Consider the following 19502-nt stretch of genomic DNA (forward strand, 5'->3'; position numbering starts at 1 on the left):
CGGCAGTAGCCGTCAGCGGGTTCCGATGAGGTGTTCCGATCTCTCGGCGCCAGCAATTTGGTCGTCGGACCTTCGGAAGTGCATCTGATCTCCCTCCGGCGCACCACAATTCCCATCATCTTCGTATCCGGACGACGATCCACAGAAGATCGATTTCACCGCGACCAGCATGGTACCGAAAAACAGGGCCGCACCGACGCAGGCCAGAAAGCCTTGAAACAATTCGCTCACGGCAGGCTCCTCCGCATCTCGGATATTTCGACTGCCGGCTCACCATCGATCATCTCGCCAGGCTGGACACTCGTGTCGCAGCCCTCGCAGTGTCGCTCGATGACTTCCGCGATCGACAGGGTTCGCCGACAGTCGGGGCAAACCCAGAAGCGGTCGAAATATCTCGCGCGCTTCGAAGTCTTTCCGTCCCCTCCGCCTGCGCCCATGCCATTACCTCCAGCAACACTCGCCCAAAGCCCGCAGTTCGGCCTGCGTCACCGCCCACGTCGAATTGCGTCGCAGGCATCTTGATAGACACAAATTATGTTGATAATAATGTTCGTGTCAACATTATTTATGTCGAAAATTTTGCAAAGGTCGAGAGATGCAGAAATCCATGGGCGAACGACTGAGGGCGGCGCGCGAAGCCGCAAATTATCCATCGGCCACGAAAGCAGCGGAAGCGCTTGGCGTGAGCCTGTCCACCTATCGAGCACATGAGAACGGGCAGAACGAGTTCAATGCCGAGATTGCCAATCGATATGCCAAGAAATTCGGCACGACGGCCGGCTATCTTCTGACGGGAGAAGGAGCGCGCACGGCAGCGCGCTTGGCGCCGACCATCGTCACCTCCTTCGATCCCGACGAGCAAGACCAGGACGGTTTTGCCGAAAATGGCGAGGAGCACAGCTATAGCCGCGAGCATTGGACGCCGCAGATCGCGGGCGCGACTCCGGAGGTGGATGTCAAGCTGGGGGCCGGAAGCGGCATCGTTGGCGAGGTTATCAACCTTCCCGTCGGCTCCGGTAATGTTGCCGGCCATAAAATCGTCGCGGAATGGCTTATTCCGATGGGCTATTTGCGGAACGAGGCCAAAGCCTCACCAAGCCACACCATCATCATGGAAGTTGTCGGCGACTCGATGCAGCCGACCTATATGCCGGGCGATCGCGTCATCGTCGACCTTTCTCAAAACCAGATGACGACCGATACCGTCTATGCCATCAGCGACGGTTATTCCGAACCGCAAATCAAGCGTCTCCAGCGCGTGCCTTTCACGCAGCCAAGCCAAGTCAAAATCATTTCGGACAACCCGGCATTGGAAACATTTACGGTCGAGCTCGGGCGATTGACGATCATCGGCCGTATCTGCGGACATATCGCCCGCAAATAAGCACCCATGTCGGCAATGAACACACCGCCTCATTCGTCGACACGAATCAACACAAATAATGTTGACAGTTTTCATGTTGAATGCCAATATTCCCATCAAGAGCCGTCGGCACTGAAAGGAATGAGCCCGCGCAAGACATAACCTTGCACGAAGTCAGCGAAACCGGACAGCCGCGGATATCGATCGTCGACCTGGAAGAATGCCAAAAGGAGACTTCGTTCATGCCCAGAGCGCCGAATACCACAGCGCCAAGATTGCGGGACATATCGAGAGTCACGAGCCTTGAAATAGCGAACAAATCCTTCGCGCCAACTGCCGGTATGGAGGGGTAATCATGCCAATCGACGGTGCCTTTTCCTGCGAATACGCGTTCGATGAGCTTAGTATCCGCCTCTGCGATCGCTGGGAAACCGGGCTGCTGCTATACGGGCGTGCCGAGTTGACATCAGCCGGCGACGATTATGCCGATGAATTCTACGTTTCAGCAATCCGCCTGGATGGCGGGGCAAGATTGGCAAGGCCCAGTCTTTTCAATGCTGCCGGCAATTTCGAGATCGAGTTATTTCGCCGGATAGCCGCTGTTATCGAAGACGATAGGACACATATCGGCCGCCATGCCGCCGAACTCTTTGCCAATGAGCTGGAGCAATGCAGGCAAGCCGACCATGATCAGGTCCGCAAGATTGAACAGGAACGGATACTGGAACCGATGATGTAATATGTTCCCGACCTGAAAACGCGTGACTAGCGTAGCGAGACAAAATGGAGGCCATAGTTGGGATGGAGGTTCCGCAAAGGGAATTCGAGGCGATCCGCCGGCTGGAGGAAAAGCTCCATCTTCCGGAGATCCGGCAGTCTCCGGAAGCCACGGGAAACCTCCTTGCGGAGGAGTTTGTCGAATTCGGCAGTTCGGGAACGATCTACGACGACAGGAATTCGCTTATCGCGAGCCTCGCCGCGGAGAAGTCCGAAACCCCTTCCCCGCCGATCATAGCCCGAGACTATGCCTTCCAGTCGATTTCACCGGACGCTGTCCTCGTCACATATCGGAGCATCCGGCCGGCGGCAGAAGACAGGCCCGCCCGGCACGTCCTGCGAAGTTCAATCTGGCGACGCATCGACGGTCGGTGGCAGATGATATTTCATCAGGGCACGCCGACGACACCGGATGATCGAATGGTGTAGCGCCGATCTCCTTCGGCATCGCCCGGTATATTGCCAAACAGGGAATGGGCTAACGCGGCCGAGATGCGATGCTGTTCGCCTTGCCGTCACCCGTGGCTTATCCCATCTCCAGGCTATCGGCCATTCGAATAAGATCGGCGACGGAATCTGCCCGCATCTTCCGCATGACATGGCCGCGATGCACCTTTACGGTGATCTCGCTCAGGCCGATATCCGCCGCGATCTGCTTGTTCAGCAGCCCCCGCGCAACTAGCGCCATCACTTCGCGTTCGCGTGGCGAAAGCGTCGCAAAGCGCTCGTGGAGATCGGCCGCCGCCGCCTGCTTCCGGAGCCGGGTGCGATCGATTTCAAGTGCCTGCCGGATGGCATCGAGAAGATCCTGCTCCCGGAATGGCTTCAGAAGAAACTCCACTGCGCCCGCCTTCATCGCCCTGACGGACATAGGCACATCGCCGTGCCCGGTCAGGAAGACAATGGGTGTCGGATATCCCTTCTTCGCAAGCTCGTCCTGAAAATCGAGGCCGCTCGCATCCGGCATCCTGACGTCGAGCACGATGCAGGCCGGCCCTTCCGAACGTGGATAGGCCAGAAAATCCCGCGGCGATGCAAAACCGCGCGTATCATAGCCGACAGACCGCAAGAGGCTGTCCAGCCCGTCACGCACGGACGGATCGTCGTCGATCACGTAAACGGTCGGTTGCTGCTCCTGCTGCATGCTCTACCCCTTTGCCTTTCCATCCAACGGCAAGGTGAAGCCGAATACGGTCCCATGCGGAAAGTTTGGCGCGGCGTAGATGGTGCCACCATGCGCCTCGATGATCGACCGGCAGATTGCCAAGCCCATTCCCATGCCATGCGGCTTCGTGGTGTAGAAAGCTTCGAATATTCTGTCCAGCATCTCGGCCGACATGCCGCTGCCGGTATCGCGCACGCTGACGGTAACTTTCCGTTCATCCGCCGCGGCGCTGACGAGCAGCTCGCGTGTCTCCGCATCAACCTCCGCCAGGGCCTCGATCGCGTTCATGACAAGATTGAGGATCACCTGCTGAAGCTGGACACGATCACCGGTCACCAGCGGCAGATCGCTCGCCAACTCGGCGCTGAAATGTATCTGATTGCCGCGGATTTCACCGCGCACCAATTCCAGCACGTCAGCAATAGCCTCGACCAGATCGATCCTATCACGTGAGGGCGATGAGCGCGCCACAAGTCCGCGAACGCGGCCGATAACATCGCCCGCTCTGCCGGCATCCGCCACGATCCTCTCAATGGCCCGGCGGGCCTCGTCCTGATCGGCTGGCGTTGCCGAAAGCCACCGCAATGCCGCATTGCCGTTGGCGGCAATCGCCGTAATCGGCTGGCTGACCTCGTGGGCTATGGAAGTGCCAAGCTCGCCAACGATCATGAGGCGCGACATCCGCGCAAGCTCCGATTGCGCCTGCCTTGTTCTTGCGTCGAGCCTCTCGATCCTTATGGCAAGATAGGTCGTTGCGCCGATAGCCACCAGGCTGAGTGCGCTGTTCACGATACCCGCCTGCCAGGCACCATGGCGTGTCAAAAAGTAGCTTGCGATGGTGAGGCCGGCGCAAACGGCGCCGACGATTGCGATCGCTTCGGTGCGACCGGAGTAAACCGACAGAAGGATCACCGAGACATAGAGGACGGCAAATGCAATCTCCAGATCCGTAATCGTATCACCGATGAAAATGAGACCGGCCAGGATCGTAATGCCGAGCCACAGCAAAGGCATTTCCAAAAGATATTTCAGGAACTCGCGCCTCATTTCCTGCATCCCCGCACCAGCATTCCCACGGCATCGCGTGCACAGGGAGAACGTTGCCTGACCTGAAGCTCCAAGACAACGGTAACGCTGATCGATATCGCTTCCATACGGCATTGATTTCACTCTATGAACACCGTGCCCGGATTGAGGGTGACTTGGTCAAGTACGACGGTCATCGTTGTCGTTTCCCGCATGATGATTGAACAGACGGCGGCGTTGGCGACGCCGGAGAATGACGAGGCTCGCCCTGTTGAGGCTTGCGGCCCAGCCAAGCAACATGCGCATCTGGCGCGCAGGCAAAAAACCGCGGAAAAACAGGCGGGTAGCACAATGCATGAGCCAATGCGCGCCCCAGAGAAGTGCCAGCATGCATATCAAGCCGGTACGGTCCTTCAGACGCACCAGTCGCGCACCGAGATTCCTTCGGATGTGGGAAGATGGCCGCTTTCCATTGCCTGACCTGTCTGGCCTGTTTCTGTTGAGCGCTTCCAGGAAGCGGCCGAGCTCTTCGTTGTCTCTGGGCATGTCGATCCATCCCGCAGCCGGACAGGCCGCGCGAGCGCAGACCGCCGATACTGGCGAGCTGCTGGATCTCATGCGCTAAATCCTGCCTTGGCGGCCTATCAAGTTTTGAGATGTTATGAGGCCGGTCGCCGCCTTAGCCGGCGGCGACCTTGTCGCGTCTGTTGCCGCCGTGGATCTCAACTCGGGTCCTCCAGCGTGAAGAGATCGGCATTTTCGTCGTAAGCGAAATATTCCGCATAGCGAGCCCAGTTCGTGACGGCCTTGAGGGTCGTGTCGGCATAGTCTTCCGACATGTAATCCTCCAGTTCGTCCCGGAAGCGCCGTGCGGGCGCACGATGCGTCGGCCGCTCGTCGAGCACGCGGCGAATATGTGCGGCAAGCGGCACATAGGTCGCGAGATGCTGCTCGAAGAGCTTCTTGCGCTCGTCGACATCGCTGTCGGAGAAACGCAGCCCGGGTGCGGTCAGCTTGATGTCGCCTCCTTCCAGATCCGCGAAACGCAGAAGCTGCAATGTTTCCGCAACAGGGAACAAGTCATTGATGCCGAGATGCAGATGGGCAGCCAGCGGCGGCAGGTCGGCCTGGCCGCGATAGGGCTCGGCGGCGACTGTCTCGATGAGACCGGACATCAGGTTGGTCGACACGCGCGGCAGCTCCATGGCAATGCCCGTGCCCGGGAAAAGCCCGTCGCGGGTTGGCGCACCGGTCTTCACCGTCATCCGGGCATAAATATCTTCGACCAGCGTGCGGAATGCCGGATCGAGCCGATTGCGAGGTTGCGGCAGATCGACCTTCATCTCGGCAATCACACGACCGGGATTCGATCCGAAGATCAAGATACGGTCGCACATCAGCACCGCCTCTTCGATATTGTGGGTCACCATCAGTACCGACTCGATCGGCATCCGGCCTTCGCACCACAGATCGAGCAGATCCGTGCGCAGCGTTTCGGCCGTCAGCACGTCGAGCGCCGAAAACGGCTCGTCCATCAGCAGAACCTTGGGACGGACGACAAGCGCTCGGGCGAGGCCGACACGCTGGCGCATGCCGCCCGACAATTCCTTCGGATAGGCGCTCTCGAAACCATCGAGGCCGATGAGGTCGATGGCAGCGAGGGCACGCTTGCGCCGTTCTGATGACGCAACGCCCTGAGCCTCCAGGCCGAGTTCGACGTTCTGCAGCACGGTCAGCCAGGGAAACAGAGCAAAACTCTGAAAGACCACCGCAACATCGGAGTTGGGGCCGACGACCGGCCGCCCATTGAACGTGATGTCACCCTTGCTCGGCCGGATCAGGCCGGCGATAGCGCGCAGCAGCGTGGACTTGCCGGAGCCGGAACGGCCGAGCAAGCCGACAATTTCATTGGGATAGAGCTGAAGGTCGACATTTTCGAGCACGACAAGCGAGCCGGAAGCCCCCTTGTCATAGGTCTGGCATACCTGCCTGGCCTGGACGAGAGGCGAGTTCCGGGTGATGTCGATCTTCTGGGAGATGACAGCATTTTCCATGTTCAGTTCTCCGATCTGGAGTTAGTCGAGACGCAGGCGGCGTTCAGCAAAGACGTAAAGCGGCCGCCAGAGCGTTCTGTTGAAGAGTGTGACGAAGATCGACATGACGACGATGCCGAGGATGACCCGTGGAAAATCGCCAGCTTCCGTCGCCTTTGCGATGTATGATCCAAGCCCGAAGGCTTCGAGTTTCGTGTTACCCCAGCTCGCCAGTTCGGCGACGATGCTGGCATTCCAGGAACCGCCGGAGGCAGTCAGCGCTCCCGTCACGTAATAGGGGAATATTCCCGGCAGTATCGCTCGCCGCCACCACGTCCACGAGCGGAGCTGGTAGACGGCGGATGCCTCGCGCAGATCGGTGGGGAATGCGCTGGCGCCTGCGATGACGTTGAACAGGATGTACCATTGCGTGCCGAGCACCATCAGCGGCGACAGCCAGATATTCGGGCTGGCACCCGTCGCAACGATCGCAACCACTGCAACGGGAAAGAGCACATTTGCCGGAAACGCGGCCAGGAACTGAGCCAAAGGCTGTACCCGCTCCGCAACCGCCGGCCGAAGGCCGATCCACACGCCAATCGGAACCCAGATGACGCTGGCAACGGCAATGAGAACGGCCACGCGAATGAGCGTGACAAACCCTCCGGCAAAGGCGATCCAGACATCGCCCCAGGAGAGTGTCTGGCTGAGATAGGATACGCCATCCCAGACGCTCCAGGCACCGACGACGGCAATCAGGGCATACCAGACCAAGTCGATCGCCCAGCTGACGGTGCGCCGCCCGCCCCGTTCCCGTGCAACCGAACGAGACATGGGCGAAAATCGCACGAGCATGAGCCAGCCCCATACGGCCGAAAATGGTGTCGTCACATATTTCAGCAGGCGCGTGCGGCGGATCAGCGAATAGACCCAGGAACGGGGCTTCTGCTGTCCCGCGGTCTGTTCGAAGCGAAACTTGTCCGCCCAGGCAACGATCGGACGAAAGAGCAGCTGATCGTAGAGGAGGATGACCACCCCCATGGCAAGCACTGCCCAGCTCACGGCAGCGAAATCCTGCTTGTCGATGGCAAGCGCCAACCAGGAGCCGAGCCCGGGAAGCTGCACCGTAGTATCGCCCACCGTGATCGCCTCCGACGCAACCACGAAGAACCAGCCGCCGGACATCGACATCATCGTATTCCAGACCAGGCCGGGCGCGGCAAAAGGTGCCTCCAGCCGCCAGAAGCGCTGCCAGCTCGACAGGCCGAAGCCACGGCTGACCTCGTCAAGATCGCGCGGCACCGTCCGCAGCGACTGATAGAAGGAAAAGGCCATGTTCCAGGCCTGGCTGGTGAAGATCGCGAAGATCGAGGCGCATTCGGCCCCGAGCTGACTTCCGGGGAAAAGCCCCATGAAGAAGGTGACGGTGAACGTCAGGAAGCCGAGCACCGGCACGGACTGCAGGATGTCGAGCGCCGGAATGATGATCTTGCCGGCACGGGGGCTCTTTGCGGCAAGCGTCGCGATCACGAAGGTGAAGACGAGGGAGGCGACGATAGCCGCCATCATGCGCAAGGTGGTGCGCAGGGCGTATTCGGGCAGATATGCCGGGTCCAGCGACAAGGGCGCCATGGACAGACCGTTCAGCGGCGCACGCATTTCCGCCACGCCGTGAAGCGCCAGATAGGTCGCAGCGGCGATAAAAGCGAACGCGGCAAGATCGTAGCCGTTCGGCAGAATGCGAGCGCCGGCCAACGCGGCAACGGCGCTGCGCTCGCGTCGATCGTTAGCAAGGAAAACCATGTAGGCCTCTTTGAAAATAGGATGTTATCAGTCTGTACACGGCCGTTTCGCGTGGCATTCGCAACGCCGGCGGTGCACTTGTTCAACGGAATACGGTCAGGCCGCCCGATAACTGCCATCCTCATCAAGGACAGGCCCGTTTTCAGTGGTCCAGAAGCACTCGAGCTTCCCGGTGCGGGCGCTGATGTGCCACACGGCCGTCAGGCGCGGACGCGGTATGGACACAGTCCGTTCCATCGATCGGGCGCCATTCTTGACGGGCAAAATGTGCGATGCGGAAAATTGGGTTGCGAACGGCCGTCCGCGGAAAAGAACGATGTTGTTCATGGCTCACCTCCTCGGTCCGCCTGGCGGCAGATCCCGAGGCGAGCCGGACAGGCTAGGCCCGACCGACGCTCGCCCGGCGGATGCCGGCAGCGGTCCAGGTTGTTGCGATGACCGTCCGGATGCGGCGCGAAGCTGCAGCCGGACAGCGACTAGGGTAGCTGTCCATTGGTTTCTTGATCTGTTGGTTTCGTCAGCCTTCGCATCAGTCGTGCAGGCAAGGCGGTATTGTCACACCCGCCATGGAGGGTCAATCAGGCGATGGTGCATGGCCCTTATACCAAGGTATATGCCGTCCCGTTTCACCGGCCATGCACGCTGCGGCAACCGATAAAAGCCGAGGCCGGTAAAGGAGTTGGAAGGTTCGTTGCACCTGGGATCCGACCCGCTGTGAATGGCGTATCTCAGCAATCCCGCCTGCCCATAAAACCATGCAGCCGGACGGCGAATGCGACATTCGTGCCGGGCAGAAGGCCCTCCCTGTAGAGCGACGCGCAGGGCAGAACCGCCGTTGGCGCCCGGTCGTCAGAAAACGGGATTTTGCGCAACAATAACTTTCAAAGTAGAGGCATGACAATAGTTGAGTTGCAAATATTCATGCCGTGCCGCAGAAATATAAGATCGATTCGACTGTGATATCGACGTTTAGCCGGCCTATAATCGCGGTTTTTCCAGAAGAGCACAGTCGTTACATGTCTGAAGCAATATAGAAGGCGCGATGGAATTTTCACTCAGAACTTTTGGAGAGATCGCTCTTCTGGACGGTGACGAACGCCAAATAGGATTCCCGAAGAAGGCACTGTTGATACTTGCCTATCTGCTTGCGAGCGACAGCAAATCCACCAGCAGGACAAGCATGGCGCGCTTTCTGTGGGGAGATGGCGACATTGCAAACTCGTTGACAACCCTGCGCAAGCTCATCTCTCGCATCAAAAGCAGGCAGTCGGGCCTGAAGATGGAATTCCTGATCTTCGACGACACGGACATCCACCTCGTCCACGGCTCGATCGTGAGCGACGCCACGCCATTCCGTACCGGCGCGCCCGAGAATTCTGCAGAAAATATTGCCATCCTATCAAGAAGCCTCAACTTAAAATTTCTGGAGGGAGCCAACTGCCAAACCCGAGCTTTCCTCGACTGGAGAGAGGGCGAAAGGAAACGTCATCTCGCCATGCTGAAGGAAACGCTTGATGCCGTGGCAAAACCGGGTGCGACGGAGGGCGATGCTGCGATCATCAAGGAGGCCGCGCTCCTTCTTTTCGAAGCGGAGCCACAAGACGAGACGACCCACCGCATATTGTTGAAGGCGTTTGACGTCGAAGGCGGTCTTGAACAGCTCAAACACATGTTCTCGCGGCGCAGGGATCTCGCCCCGTCCTGGCTGGCGGCCTTGATGGCGGTGCCACGCCCGCAACTATCCGCCGCATCGGCACTTTCCTCAACAGGCGCTACGCTGCAGCACGATATCGCCACGCAGCCTATCCTGCGCATACCGCGTCTTGCCTTGCTGCCACCCGGCAACGACAGCGCGGATATAGCCGCGACCATGGTCGCGTCCTCGCTGGTCGAAGACATCACCCTCGGCTTTTGTGCCCTGCACAGCGTCAGAGTGATCGCCCCCTATTCCGCCGTTCAGATAAGCCGCCAAAGCGAAAATCAACTCGCGCTTTTCGAGCGCTACGACATCAACTACGTGCTGGAGACCCGATTGAGCGGGCACGATCGCGACCTCTCGCTATTTGCGCAGCTCATATCCCTGCCGAGCAACGAGGTCGTCTGGGCCGAGCGCTTCAACTTCGGCAAGCTGGATCTGGCTCGCAACAAACACGATATGTCGCGGCAGATCGTCCTCGCCGTCGCCGCCGAGGTCGAGCGCCATGAAATGACGCGCGCGTACTTTGAGCAGAACCCCGCCGCCTACCATCAATATCTTGTCGGGCAGCAGTATCTTCACCGCCTGACCCTGCCAAACATGCGCCGCGCGCGCAAGGAGCTGAAAGCCGCCCTGCGCCAAAGCGCCGATTTTGCACCGGCGCTCAGCTCCGTCGCCCGCACCTATTCCAAGGAATGGCTGCTGACTGCCCGCGGTGACGACGGGCTGCTGAAAGCCGCAGAGGATTTTGCCACACGCGCCATCTCGATTCGCAACGACCTGTCCGACGGCTATCGCGAGCTTGGGGTCGTCAAGCTCTTCCGGGGAGCGATCGACGAGAGCGTCGAAGCGCTGGAAGTGGCGGAATCCTTCAGCCCGCATCATGCGGACGTCATCGCCGACCATGCGGACACGCTGGTGCATTTCTCCCGGCCGGGCCTTGCCCTGGAAAAAATCCAGCATGCTATGGAGCTCAACCCCATCAACCCGGATTCATATTTGTGGACGGCAGCCGGAGCGAACTATGCGCTCAGCCAGTTCCAGACCGCCCTCGACTACATCGGCCAAATGGCCGATCCCAGCCTTGCGGACAGGCTCGCGGCTGCCAGCTGGGCAATGCTGGGCCATCAGGACGAAGCCCGAATGCTGGTGCGCCGGGTCCGCGAGACCAATCCCGATTTCGATGTGGACAGGTGGCTGTCCCTCGTCCCGAGCAAGGAGCAATGGCACAAGGATCTTTATCGCGAGGGGCTGAAGAAGGCCGGTTTCTGAACATCGCCATATGCGGCATCCTGCCCGGAACGCTTGCAACTGTGCTAGAAGCGAGATGATCCGAAACCGCCAACATGGAAGGCCGACATCGTTGACTCGTCTACGCGCGGAAATGCCCGAGGATATCGACGCCATCAGCAAGCTCACCACCGCCGCCTTCCAGAACACGGAACACAGTTCGGGCACGGAAGCGGCGATCGTCGATGCCTTGCGTGATGCTGGCGCGTTGACCATTTCTCTCGTCGCCCTGGAGAATGAAGAGATCGTCGGCCATATCGCCTTCTCGCCCGTCACGATCGAATCCGGAGCTGAAGCATGGTACGGTCTGGGCCCGGTCTCTGTCCGGCCCGACCGACAAGGCTATGGTATCGGCAAGATGCTGATCGAGGGCGGACTCGCCCAGTTGAAACAAAACGGCGCCAACGGCTGCGTCGTCCTTGGCGACCCCGGCTACTACGCCCGCTTCGGCTTCACGAGCGACCCGACCCTTCGCTACGCCGACGTGCCGGCCGAATATTTTCAGCGGATCGTATTCAAGGGACCGCCGCCAACCGGCGCGGTTGCCTATCACGCGGGGTTCGATGCTTGAACAAAACAAAAAAATGGTGGGCCCGGAGGGACTCGAACCCCCAACCAAGCGGTTATGAGCCGCCGGCTCTAACCATTGAGCTACAGGCCCGGCACGAGAAAAGGCCTCGCGCTTGCGACTCCGGAGCAATGGTTCCCCGGAGCCGACTTGGCTCTAACCCAATTTCTCTTTTACGACAAGGGACTGCCGTAATACCTTCACAATCAATCAGCAAAAGCGAACCTGAGGGATTATCAACCAAGGAACGAACCATGCTACTGACGAAAACCAGAGATTTTGCTCTTGCCGCTCTTGTCAGCGCCACTTTCTTCGTGCCCGCGGCTGCGGCCTTCGCTGAAGATGCCAAGCCGCGAGAAGCCGTCATCACCGTCGCCGGCGCGGGACATGCGGCCGTCGCGCCGGATATGGCCGTCGTGACGCTGTCGGTCGTCCAGCAGGCGAAAGCCGCTCAGGATGCGCTCGACCAGAATAACAAGGCCATGGGCGCCGTGCTGGCGACACTGAAGGAAAGCGGCATCGCCGAGCGCGATCTGCAAACCTCGGGTTTTTCCATCCAGCCGCAATACACCTATTCGAACGACAAGGACGGCCATACACAGCCGCCGGTGCTGACCGGTTATCAGGTGACGAACGGCCTGACCGTTCGCGTACGTGATCTCTCCAAGCTCGGCGGCCTTCTCGACCAAGCGGTCAAGCTCGGCGTCAACCAGGGTGGCGATATCCAGTTCACCAATGACAAGACGGATGCGGTCCTTGAAGAAGCCCGCAAGAACGCGGTCGCCGATGCTGCGGCCAAGGCGAAGACCCTGACGGATGCCGCCGGCGTGAAGCTCGGCCGCATCATCGCAATCCACGAAGGCGGCATCGCTGCCCCGCCGCAGCCTTACATGCGCGCCATGGCCGCCGCAGCGCCGATGGACAAGGCCGTTCCCGTCGCGAACGGTGAGAACGAATACAACGCATCGGTGAGCATCACCTACGCGATCCAGCAGTAACCAAAACAAAACCGCCCTTCGCTCAGATCCGCAAGGATCGAACAAAGGGCGGTTTCGCGGCCCCGCCAAAAGGCAAAAAGGTCAGAAAAAGAGCGGGCGCCTTGTGCGCCCGCGATGCTTATCAGCGGCCCAGAAGTGGGCAACCGCGGACGTTGGCGAACATCATCGTATCGGGGCCGCGGCGGCCGAAGCCATCGACGATGACGCGGCGCGGCGTCACGTCAACGACGCGGGCACGGCGCAGACCATAGCTGCGGGCAACATCGATCGCCTGGCGCGGATCGCAGCCGCGACGGTCGAAGCGCGGCGGTGGCGGACGATCGTAATCCGGCGGTGGCGGGCGATGCCGGCCCGGACCGACATAAATATCCACGCCCTGCGCGGAGGCAAAATCCGCCGTGCCCGATAACGCAGTCACTGCGACGGCAACGGCGACCCCCAACTTTGCCAGCATTTGTTTCATTGTGTTCTCCATGAAGCGAAAAGGCTTCTCTCTCATACCTGCAAGATTTACCGAGCGAGTGCCCAAGAGGTAACGGCGCGATACTGAACGAGCTCAGAATCAGCCATTCATCCGCTATTCAGGTACAATGAACGCCAAAATGACACCAGATGGTCGATAATAGCACAGCGTAAAAAATAAAGCCGCCTCCCTTTCGGAGGCGGCTTCGAATCCATCGAATAGATGTGGAAAACCTGAGCGAGCCCGGCCGCTGCGATCAACGACGGATCAGCGGGCAACCCGGAGCGTTGGCGAACACGACCCGATCCGGACCACGGCGGCCGAAACCTTCGACCACGACACGGCGCGGTGTGATATTGTCGATACGGGCGCGGCGCAGACCCATTTCGCGCGCCTTCTGGACGGCGAGAACCGGCGAGCACGAGCGACCGCGGTTGTGATCGTAGCGAACCTGCTGGATACCCGGATGGAAGTCATTGGCCGATGCGGTAACGGCCGTTGCAGAAACGGCGCCGAGCGCGATGAGAGCTGCAATACCTGCCTTGGCGAACAGATTGGTCATGGTGTTTCTCCTTCAAATCCTTGCTGCGGATCGTTGCAATCCCGTTGTCGGCCGATGCCTTTGGGATTGGGCTCACATTAGGTCAGCCAAGCTGAACCGAACGCGAATTGTCCGTTCAGATTGTATTCATGACGGTTAACAACCAGTTGACGAAATCATGGCGCCCGCTCAGGCGGAGAAATGCAGCACGATTTCGCGCCGATGCGGCCGGTCGCGATGCTCGAAGAGATAGATGCCCTGCCAGGTGCCGAGCGCCAGCCGGCCATGCGTCACCGGAATGCCGATCGAAACCTGCGTCAGCGCGGACTTTATATGCGCGGGCATATCGTCCGGCCCCTCCATCGTATGCACGACCCAGCGCATCGAAGGGTCGGAGGATGGCGGCACAAGGCGGCTGAAGAAGGTTTTGAGATCGGTCTTCACATCGGGATCGGCATTTTCCTGAATCAGGAGGGAACAGGAGGTATGGCGCACGAAGACGGTCAAAAGCCCCTCACCGCCAGCAGCAGCTGTCCGGACGAATTCCGCTGCCTCGTCGGTGAATTCATAGAGGCCCTGACCGTAGGTCGAGAGCGTGACGGCGGTTTGCGGCATGGCGCTTCCAGAATGTGGTTACGGCGATGCGCATGAAGTCGGGCGCGGTGACCGGAATGTCAAGTCCGGGCACTGCCACAACCTATAGCTCAATGGCGATGTCGAAGCCGCCATAGATCATGCGCTCGCCGTCGAAGGGCATGTTTTCCATGTGCTCCTTCAAGCGCGGGTCAGCCATGACCTTCGCCAATACCGCGTCGCGGCTCTGCCTCGATTCATAGGTGATCCACGAAAATACCACGACCTCGTCTTCCGTCGCCTGCACCGCACGCGGGAAGGATGTGCGCTCGCCATAAGGCACATCGTCGCCGATGGCTTCGACATAGCTGAGCGCACCATGTTCCCGCCAGACCTCTCCGGCCGTGCGCGCCAAATCCTTGTAGATCTCGATCTTGTCTTTCGGCACGGCGACAATGAAACCGTCGACATAGGACATTTCTTCCTCCTTTGTTCTATGCTCACCCTCAAAGGACGGTCGACGACGGCCGGATCCGACATGGGCCGCGCATATTTTGCCGCGTTCCCGCCACGGGGCCGCAAGCACGAAGGATCCGTCAAGCGATCCATCCAAGGGAATGCCAATGGACATAGAATACAGGCACGATCCGAATCTTGAAAATGAGGCGCTCAATGCCCTCTGGACGACCGCATGGGGCAGCTCCCAGCCGCGTGATTTCCAGCCGATCCTCTCCAGAAATCTCGCCCATGTCGGCGCATTTTCAGGCTCGACGTTGATTGGCTTCGTCAATGTCGCCTGGGATGGCGGCATTCACGCCTTCATTCTCGATACATGCGTCGATCCGGCCTTTCGCGGCAGGGGCATCGCGAGCGAACTGGTCGAGCAGGCGAAAATGCTGGCCCGCGACCGTGGCGCGGAATGGCTGCATGTCGATTTCGAACCGCACCTGACCGGTTTCTATCGAAAGCTCGGCTTCGCTCCGACGAAGGCTGGCCTGATCCGGCTGCGCGATTGATACGCGGCTATCCCTGGGCTGCCGACCGGGTCTGCGAGAGCAGCCAGTTGCGGAACAGGGCTGCGAAACGCGCCAGCAGGATGGAAAACGCTAGCCCTTGAGCGTCTTGACCTTGGTCAGATCCGGGAAAAGCCGCGTCCAGAGCAGCACCACGACGATGGTGCCGACGCCGCCGACGATGCCGGTCAGGACCGGCCCAAGCGCACTGGCAAGCATGCCCGACTCGAACTCGCCGAGCTGATTGGATGTGCCGATGAACAGCGAATTCACGGCATTGACGCGACCGCGCATGGCATCCGGCGTCAGGAGCTGGACGAGCGAGCTGCGCACGACGACGCTCACGGTATCGGACGCACCAACGACGAAGAGCGCGGCAACCGAAAGGATGATGTTGCTCGACAATGCAAAGACAATCGTGGCCACGCCGAAAACAAGCACCGCAAACAGCATCTTCTTGCCGACATCGGTCTGCAGCGGCCGCCGCGCCAGCCAGATCGACATGACCAGGGCCCCGATTGCCGGCGCACCGCGCAAAAGGCCGAGCCCCCAAGGGCCCGCATGCAGGATATCGCGCGCAAACATCGGCAACAGCGCCGTCGCGCCGCCAAGCAAGACGGCGAAGAGATCGAGAGAGATGGTGCCGAGCATGACGGGCCGGCTCCTGATGAAGGAAACCCCGGCAAAGACCGAACTCAGGGTCATCGGCTCGCGCGAAGGCGACTGCAGCCGCTCGAGCCGGATCGAAATGACGTTGAAGCTCGCAATCACGTACAGCACGGCCGAAACGGCAAACGGTACGACCGGGCTGACGCCATAGAGCAGGCCGCCGAGCGATGGCCCGATGATGAAGGCGGTCTGCATCATGGATGTCGAGGTGGCGATGGCAACCTGCAGCAGCGACGACGGCACGATATTCGGCAGCAGCGCCGCCATCGTGGGACGCTCGAAAGCCGTCGCAGCGCCCATGACGGCGACGGCGGCCAGAATGCCGGCCGGCCCTATCCAATGCTGCCAGACGGCGGCCGCCAATACCAGGGCCGTCAGCGCCTCGATCAATTGGCAGGCGAGGCCGATGCGACGCCGATCGAACCGATCGGCGACATGACCGACGACGAATGTCAGGATGACCATGGGAAGAAACTGGCAGAAGCCGACGAGGCCAAGGTAGAAGGCGCTGTGGGTCTGATCGTAGATCATCCAGCCCATGGCGACCGTGACCGCCTGAAAGCCTATCGAGGAAAAGACACGCGACGCAACGAATGAACGATAGCCGGGGTGACCGAGCACGCTGGGCCGGTCAAGGTTCTGCAGGGTATCCATGAGCCTTCTTCGTCTGCCGGCACGAAAGCTCGCAGACATGCTTTTTCAAACCGCTGAAATTCTACAGTCCCCTGCTCTGCCTGAACGCACCTCTTGTCAATCTCGTTTTTGCTGCAGTTGCGAATTCATTGCGGGCGACAGATCAAATCGCGGTGAAGAAGTCGTAAGGCGTCCCCGTCTGCCCTCGATCGACCAAATGGAAGCCAACTCCGCGGCAAGCGCGCCGATCAGCTTCGGAACGTCGTCGCCCGCCGTGTCGTGCATCGCTTCCGCGACAATGAGCACCGAGCGCGTGCCGTCGCGCACGGCGGATAGGCCACTCTGCCGGTTGGTCCAGCGTCGGGCATGGGCCTGTCCCGCCGCATCGGCGAAGATCACTTCTCTCGGCTCCGGATGCTCCATCTCGCCGGCAAAGGTCAGGTAGGATTCGCTGCCGTCTGCATGACGCACCTCGAGATCGCCGGATATCTTCGAGAGATCGAAAACGGCGACGGGAATGGCGAAGGCGATCGAGACCGCATTGCAGAGATCGACGAGCGGATGCAGCCGCGGCAGCGCTCCTTCCTGGCGAAAGCGGCGAAGCAGCGCTTCGGACGCGCAGCGATATTGCGTCGGCTTCAACCCCATTTTGGAGAAGCTGCGCCGCCAGGCCTGGATCTCAGGCATCTCGCTTTCGGGACCTTGGGCCAGCCGTTCCGCAGCGGCCGCATGATATCCGGCGACACGAGCGGCGGCATCGACGGTCGAGGTGATCCCTTCGGCAAACAGCGTACCGGCGACCAGCTCGGGAAACTCGGCCCACATCTCGTTCGAATGGCGGAAAAACATGGAATCTCCTTCTGCTGATCCTGCTTCGGCAGCAGAAAACCGCGTCACCGTCTCCCGGTCTTGAACAAAATTGCAGACGGCTCAGCTCATGGCCGCGGCATAGGCGCCGGGCGAGACGCCGAAATTGCGCACGAAGAGGCGGGTCATGTGGCTCTGATCGGCAAAGCCGCAGGCAAAGGCAGCCTCGGCCAAGGATGTACCCGCAGCGATCAGCCGCCGCGCCTCATGAATACGACGCTGCATGAGGTAAGCATGGGGCGTCAGTCCCGTCGCCTTGCTGAACGCCCGCAGAAAGCGGAAGTGGCTCAACCCGCAGAGCTCGGCAAGTTCGGCGAGGGTCAAGGGAGCGGCCGGATCGTCATCGATCCGATCCCGCGCCCGGCTGACGACCGCGTGACTGGCATTGTCACTCGAGCCGCCTCCGCCCTGGCGCATAACGCCGGCAACGAGCGATAGCAGCAGCCCGTCCCGCAAAAGAGCATTCCGGGCCGTCGCCTCGATCAGAAGCGGGAACAGGGTTTTGAAACGCGCGGCCATATCGCTGTTGCGCATGACGGGCGATGGAAACTCCATCGCTCCACACCGGCCTTCCGCGATGTCACGCAACAGGTCGCCGATGAGCCGTGGATCGAAATAAAGCATGGACCATGCCCGGCTCTCGCCGACCGGCATGCCGTCATGCACCTCGTTCGGGTTGACGCTGATGATATCGCCCGCTTCGGCCTGCACCATCCCGCGCCCGCTGAGCGATGCCTGTGCGCCGGCTTCGATGATGCCGATGCCGAATTGATCATGCGTATGCTTGGGAAAGCTGTGGCCCGTCTCGGCCCTCACCACCTCGATACCGGCGGCGTTAGAGCGAAGTATCGTGAACTGGCCGGACCTCATCCGCATCGCCCTCCCATGCGGCCAACTCTGCCGTCCCAAACGACGCGATGACAACCGATCATCGCCTGTGACAGGCAGTTTTGCGCATCTCCGATCGGAACACAAGCTCAGACGTCGGCCGGGGCCTTTATGTCCGCCGTCGTCGCCAGCGGCGCCTGCGCATTGCCGGCGACAGCAGCCGGCAGCGGTGTTCCACGCCTGCGCTCCCGCGCCAGCGTCAACAGGCCGGAAAAGATGATAAGCACGATGCCGAGGGCCATCGGCATGTCGATGCTGTCGTTGAACAGCAGGTAGCCGAAGGCGATGGCCCACAACATCTGGCTATATTGCGGCGGAGCGACCAGATTGGCCGGCGCCATATGAGCGGCATTCAACAGCAGGACGTTGCCGAAAGCGCCAAGCAGGCCATAGCTCGCCAGGAAAATCCATTGCGTCGGCGTGGGCATCGTGACTTCGGAGAGCATGAGGAAGCCGCTGACGATCATGGTCCCAAAGAGGCCGGCCCCATAGAGCGAGATGCGTTTTTCCTTCGAGCCGAGCGCGCGATTGATGACGATGGAAATCGCGCCCGCAAGACCGCCGATAGCTGCGCAGAGATGCCCGATAGACAGTTCGCGAAAACCGGGGCGCAGGACGATCAACACACCGACGAAACCGAGGATGACGGCTGTCCAGCGCTGCCAGCGCACGTCCTCCTTGAGGAAAATGACGGAAAGAATCGTCACGAAGGACGGCAACAGGAAGAGCAGCGCGAAAGCCTCCGCCATCGGCAGCTTGGTGAAGGCGATGACGGAGCAGATGGCGCCCGTCGCGCCGCAGATGAAACGCAACAGCCAGAATGGGCGGCTCGACGTCTTCACCATGTCGAGCCAGCCGTCCTCCCGCCGCTTCAGGAACGGCACGGCGGCAAAACCGAACAGCGCGCCGATGAAGGCGACCTGATAGGACGGAACGACGCCGTGCAGGATCTTGATCGACGCATCGCTGAAGGCGAAGACGGCATAGGCCGCGAATGCAACAAGGACTCCGCGCAAGGCGGAGCGGCTCGCGGCCACGGAGCTGGAATCGGCTGTAATCGAGGACATCGGAAACGTCACGAAACGATGGGAGGACACTGAATCAGGTAGTTACAGCCAATTGTATGATGAAATGAA

General features: G+C 60.2%; 22 protein-coding genes and 1 tRNA gene. 8 read left to right on the forward strand and 15 right to left on the reverse strand.

The window, feature by feature from the left end:
- Positions 1-12 precede the first annotated feature (12 nt).
- The gene (locus ACQZ6J_RS02380; protein ID WP_449081678.1) at positions 13-231 is read right to left on the reverse strand and encodes a hypothetical protein; all 219 of its coding nucleotides are present in this window, start codon (positions 229-231) and stop codon (positions 13-15) included.
- Between the two features lie 364 nt (positions 232-595).
- Here ACQZ6J_RS02380 and ACQZ6J_RS02385 point away from each other — a divergent pair, with 364 nt between their 5' ends.
- The 3 genes from ACQZ6J_RS02385 to ACQZ6J_RS02395 all read left to right on the forward strand — a co-directional run bounded on the left by ACQZ6J_RS02385 (position 596) and on the right by ACQZ6J_RS02395 (position 2569).
- Positions 596-1384: an XRE family transcriptional regulator gene (locus ACQZ6J_RS02385; RefSeq protein ID WP_163987821.1), complete on the forward strand. Its 789-nt coding sequence runs from the start codon at positions 596-598 to the stop codon at positions 1382-1384.
- A gap of 334 nt (positions 1385-1718) precedes the next feature.
- On the forward strand, positions 1719-2102 hold the full coding sequence (locus ACQZ6J_RS02390; RefSeq protein WP_449081680.1) for a hypothetical protein: 384 nt from the start codon (positions 1719-1721) through the stop codon (positions 2100-2102).
- A 44-nt stretch (positions 2103-2146) separates the two neighbouring features.
- A complete protein-coding gene (locus ACQZ6J_RS02395) occupies positions 2147-2569 on the forward strand; it encodes a nuclear transport factor 2 family protein (RefSeq protein ID WP_449081682.1) in 423 nt (140 codons plus the stop codon).
- Between the two features lie 97 nt (positions 2570-2666).
- On the opposite strand, the gene ACQZ6J_RS02400 is transcribed toward ACQZ6J_RS02395, so the two are convergent.
- Together ACQZ6J_RS02400 and ACQZ6J_RS02405 are read right to left on the reverse strand one after the other, a co-directional pair.
- Positions 2667-3284 (reverse strand): response regulator transcription factor, encoded by a 618-nt coding sequence (locus ACQZ6J_RS02400; RefSeq protein WP_449081684.1) that lies wholly within the window; start codon positions 3282-3284, stop codon positions 2667-2669.
- Positions 3285-3287: 3 nt separating this feature from the next.
- Positions 3288-4352 (reverse strand): sensor histidine kinase, encoded by a 1065-nt coding sequence (locus tag ACQZ6J_RS02405; RefSeq protein ID WP_449081686.1) that lies wholly within the window; start codon positions 4350-4352, stop codon positions 3288-3290.
- A gap of 126 nt (positions 4353-4478) precedes the next feature.
- Here ACQZ6J_RS02405 and ACQZ6J_RS02410 point away from each other — a divergent pair, with 126 nt between their 5' ends.
- A complete protein-coding gene (locus tag ACQZ6J_RS02410; RefSeq protein WP_449081688.1) occupies positions 4479-4811 on the forward strand; it encodes a hypothetical protein in 333 nt (110 codons plus the stop codon).
- Between the two features lie 242 nt (positions 4812-5053).
- Here ACQZ6J_RS02410 and ACQZ6J_RS02415 read toward each other — a convergent pair whose 3' ends face one another.
- From ACQZ6J_RS02415 to ACQZ6J_RS02425, 3 genes are all read right to left on the reverse strand, one after another.
- Positions 5054-6385 carry an ABC transporter ATP-binding protein gene (locus ACQZ6J_RS02415; protein ID WP_449081690.1) on the reverse strand — a complete coding sequence of 444 codons (1332 nt, stop codon included), beginning with the start codon at positions 6383-6385 and terminating at the stop codon, positions 5054-5056.
- A gap of 21 nt (positions 6386-6406) precedes the next feature.
- Positions 6407-8167, reverse strand: a complete 1761-nt coding sequence (locus ACQZ6J_RS02420) for an ABC transporter permease (protein WP_449081692.1) — start codon at positions 8165-8167, stop codon at positions 6407-6409.
- A gap of 96 nt (positions 8168-8263) precedes the next feature.
- A complete protein-coding gene (locus ACQZ6J_RS02425) occupies positions 8264-8494 on the reverse strand; it encodes a hypothetical protein (RefSeq protein WP_449081694.1) in 231 nt (76 codons plus the stop codon).
- Positions 8495-9209: 715 nt separating this feature from the next.
- On the opposite strand from ACQZ6J_RS02425, the gene ACQZ6J_RS02430 reads away from it, so the two are divergent.
- Both ACQZ6J_RS02430 and ACQZ6J_RS02435 read left to right on the forward strand, forming a co-directional pair.
- Positions 9210-11135 (forward strand): hypothetical protein, encoded by a 1926-nt coding sequence (locus ACQZ6J_RS02430; RefSeq protein ID WP_449081696.1) that lies wholly within the window; start codon positions 9210-9212, stop codon positions 11133-11135.
- A 112-nt stretch (positions 11136-11247) separates the two neighbouring features.
- Positions 11248-11724 (forward strand): GNAT family N-acetyltransferase, encoded by a 477-nt coding sequence (locus ACQZ6J_RS02435; RefSeq protein WP_449082743.1) that lies wholly within the window; start codon positions 11248-11250, stop codon positions 11722-11724.
- Between the two features lie 14 nt (positions 11725-11738).
- Here ACQZ6J_RS02435 and ACQZ6J_RS02440 read toward each other — a convergent pair.
- Positions 11739-11814, reverse strand: a tRNA-Ile gene (locus ACQZ6J_RS02440).
- A gap of 161 nt (positions 11815-11975) precedes the next feature.
- Between ACQZ6J_RS02440 and ACQZ6J_RS02445 the strand changes: the two genes are divergently transcribed.
- The gene (locus tag ACQZ6J_RS02445) at positions 11976-12719 is read left to right on the forward strand and encodes an SIMPL domain-containing protein (RefSeq protein ID WP_449081698.1); all 744 of its coding nucleotides are present in this window, start codon (positions 11976-11978) and stop codon (positions 12717-12719) included.
- A gap of 121 nt (positions 12720-12840) precedes the next feature.
- Here ACQZ6J_RS02445 and ACQZ6J_RS02450 read toward each other — a convergent pair whose 3' ends face one another.
- From ACQZ6J_RS02450 to ACQZ6J_RS02465, 4 genes are all read right to left on the reverse strand, one after another.
- Positions 12841-13182, reverse strand: coding sequence for a hypothetical protein (locus ACQZ6J_RS02450; RefSeq protein WP_163987831.1), 342 nt, complete (start codon positions 13180-13182; stop codon positions 12841-12843).
- A gap of 256 nt (positions 13183-13438) precedes the next feature.
- Positions 13439-13744: a hypothetical protein gene (locus ACQZ6J_RS02455; RefSeq protein ID WP_163987832.1), complete on the reverse strand. Its 306-nt coding sequence runs from the start codon at positions 13742-13744 to the stop codon at positions 13439-13441.
- Between the two features lie 168 nt (positions 13745-13912).
- Positions 13913-14338 carry a secondary thiamine-phosphate synthase enzyme YjbQ gene (locus ACQZ6J_RS02460; protein ID WP_449081701.1) on the reverse strand — a complete coding sequence of 142 codons (426 nt, stop codon included), beginning with the start codon at positions 14336-14338 and terminating at the stop codon, positions 13913-13915.
- An 82-nt stretch (positions 14339-14420) separates the two neighbouring features.
- Positions 14421-14774: a DUF1428 domain-containing protein gene (locus tag ACQZ6J_RS02465; protein ID WP_449081703.1), complete on the reverse strand. Its 354-nt coding sequence runs from the start codon at positions 14772-14774 to the stop codon at positions 14421-14423.
- A gap of 145 nt (positions 14775-14919) precedes the next feature.
- Between ACQZ6J_RS02465 and ACQZ6J_RS02470 the strand changes: the two genes are divergently transcribed.
- Positions 14920-15312 (forward strand): GNAT family N-acetyltransferase, encoded by a 393-nt coding sequence (locus tag ACQZ6J_RS02470; RefSeq protein ID WP_449081705.1) that lies wholly within the window; start codon positions 14920-14922, stop codon positions 15310-15312.
- 90 nt (positions 15313-15402) lie between these two features.
- On the opposite strand, the gene ACQZ6J_RS02475 is transcribed toward ACQZ6J_RS02470, so the two are convergent.
- The 4 genes from ACQZ6J_RS02475 to ACQZ6J_RS02490 form a co-directional block, all read right to left on the reverse strand.
- Positions 15403-16632, reverse strand: coding sequence for an MFS transporter (locus tag ACQZ6J_RS02475; RefSeq protein ID WP_163987837.1), 1230 nt, complete (start codon positions 16630-16632; stop codon positions 15403-15405).
- 96 nt (positions 16633-16728) lie between these two features.
- Entirely contained in the window at positions 16729-17460 is a 732-nt protein-coding gene (locus ACQZ6J_RS02480) for a B3/B4 domain-containing protein (RefSeq protein WP_449081708.1), read from the reverse strand.
- An 81-nt stretch (positions 17461-17541) separates the two neighbouring features.
- Complete coding sequence (locus tag ACQZ6J_RS02485) at positions 17542-18348, reverse strand: AraC family transcriptional regulator (RefSeq protein ID WP_449081710.1); 807 nt, start codon at positions 18346-18348, stop codon at positions 17542-17544.
- Between the two features lie 107 nt (positions 18349-18455).
- A complete protein-coding gene (locus ACQZ6J_RS02490; protein ID WP_163987840.1) occupies positions 18456-19433 on the reverse strand; it encodes a DMT family transporter in 978 nt (325 codons plus the stop codon).
- Positions 19434-19502 lie beyond the last annotated feature (69 nt).

The organism is Rhizobium sp. A37_96, assembly GCF_053521765.1.

Bases quoted from the DNA above. Each gene is read 5' to 3' on its own strand.
- ACQZ6J_RS02450 (WP_163987831.1), bottom strand. From the start codon at position 13,182: ATGAAACAAATGCTGGCAAAGTTGGGGGTCGCCGTTGCCGTCGCAGTG.
- ACQZ6J_RS02460 (WP_449081701.1), bottom strand. From the start codon at position 14,338: ATGCCGCAAACCGCCGTCACGCTCTCGACCTACGGTCAGGGCCTCTAT.
- ACQZ6J_RS02490 (WP_163987840.1), bottom strand. From the start codon at position 19,433: ATGTCCTCGATTACAGCCGATTCCAGCTCCGTGGCCGCGAGCCGCTCC.
- ACQZ6J_RS02400 (WP_449081684.1), bottom strand. From the start codon at position 3,284: ATGCAGCAGGAGCAGCAACCGACCGTTTACGTGATCGACGACGATCCG.
- ACQZ6J_RS02435 (WP_449082743.1), top strand. From the start codon at position 11,248: ATGCCCGAGGATATCGACGCCATCAGCAAGCTCACCACCGCCGCCTTC.
- ACQZ6J_RS02385 (WP_163987821.1), top strand. From the start codon at position 596: ATGCAGAAATCCATGGGCGAACGACTGAGGGCGGCGCGCGAAGCCGCA.
- ACQZ6J_RS02430 (WP_449081696.1), top strand. From the start codon at position 9,210: ATGGAATTTTCACTCAGAACTTTTGGAGAGATCGCTCTTCTGGACGGT.
- ACQZ6J_RS02420 (WP_449081692.1), bottom strand. From the start codon at position 8,167: ATGGTTTTCCTTGCTAACGATCGACGCGAGCGCAGCGCCGTTGCCGCG.
- ACQZ6J_RS02485 (WP_449081710.1), bottom strand. From the start codon at position 18,348: ATGAGGTCCGGCCAGTTCACGATACTTCGCTCTAACGCCGCCGGTATC.
- ACQZ6J_RS02405 (WP_449081686.1), bottom strand. From the start codon at position 4,352: ATGAGGCGCGAGTTCCTGAAATATCTTTTGGAAATGCCTTTGCTGTGG.
- ACQZ6J_RS02395 (WP_449081682.1), top strand. From the start codon at position 2,147: ATGGAGGCCATAGTTGGGATGGAGGTTCCGCAAAGGGAATTCGAGGCG.
- ACQZ6J_RS02425 (WP_449081694.1), bottom strand. From the start codon at position 8,494: ATGAACAACATCGTTCTTTTCCGCGGACGGCCGTTCGCAACCCAATTT.
- ACQZ6J_RS02390 (WP_449081680.1), top strand. From the start codon at position 1,719: ATGCCAATCGACGGTGCCTTTTCCTGCGAATACGCGTTCGATGAGCTT.
- ACQZ6J_RS02470 (WP_449081705.1), top strand. From the start codon at position 14,920: ATGGACATAGAATACAGGCACGATCCGAATCTTGAAAATGAGGCGCTC.
- ACQZ6J_RS02455 (WP_163987832.1), bottom strand. From the start codon at position 13,744: ATGACCAATCTGTTCGCCAAGGCAGGTATTGCAGCTCTCATCGCGCTC.
- ACQZ6J_RS02465 (WP_449081703.1), bottom strand. From the start codon at position 14,774: ATGTCCTATGTCGACGGTTTCATTGTCGCCGTGCCGAAAGACAAGATC.
- ACQZ6J_RS02445 (WP_449081698.1), top strand. From the start codon at position 11,976: ATGCTACTGACGAAAACCAGAGATTTTGCTCTTGCCGCTCTTGTCAGC.
- ACQZ6J_RS02475 (WP_163987837.1), bottom strand. From the start codon at position 16,632: ATGGATACCCTGCAGAACCTTGACCGGCCCAGCGTGCTCGGTCACCCC.
- ACQZ6J_RS02480 (WP_449081708.1), bottom strand. From the start codon at position 17,460: ATGTTTTTCCGCCATTCGAACGAGATGTGGGCCGAGTTTCCCGAGCTG.
- ACQZ6J_RS02410 (WP_449081688.1), top strand. From the start codon at position 4,479: ATGAACACCGTGCCCGGATTGAGGGTGACTTGGTCAAGTACGACGGTC.
- ACQZ6J_RS02415 (WP_449081690.1), bottom strand. From the start codon at position 6,385: ATGGAAAATGCTGTCATCTCCCAGAAGATCGACATCACCCGGAACTCG.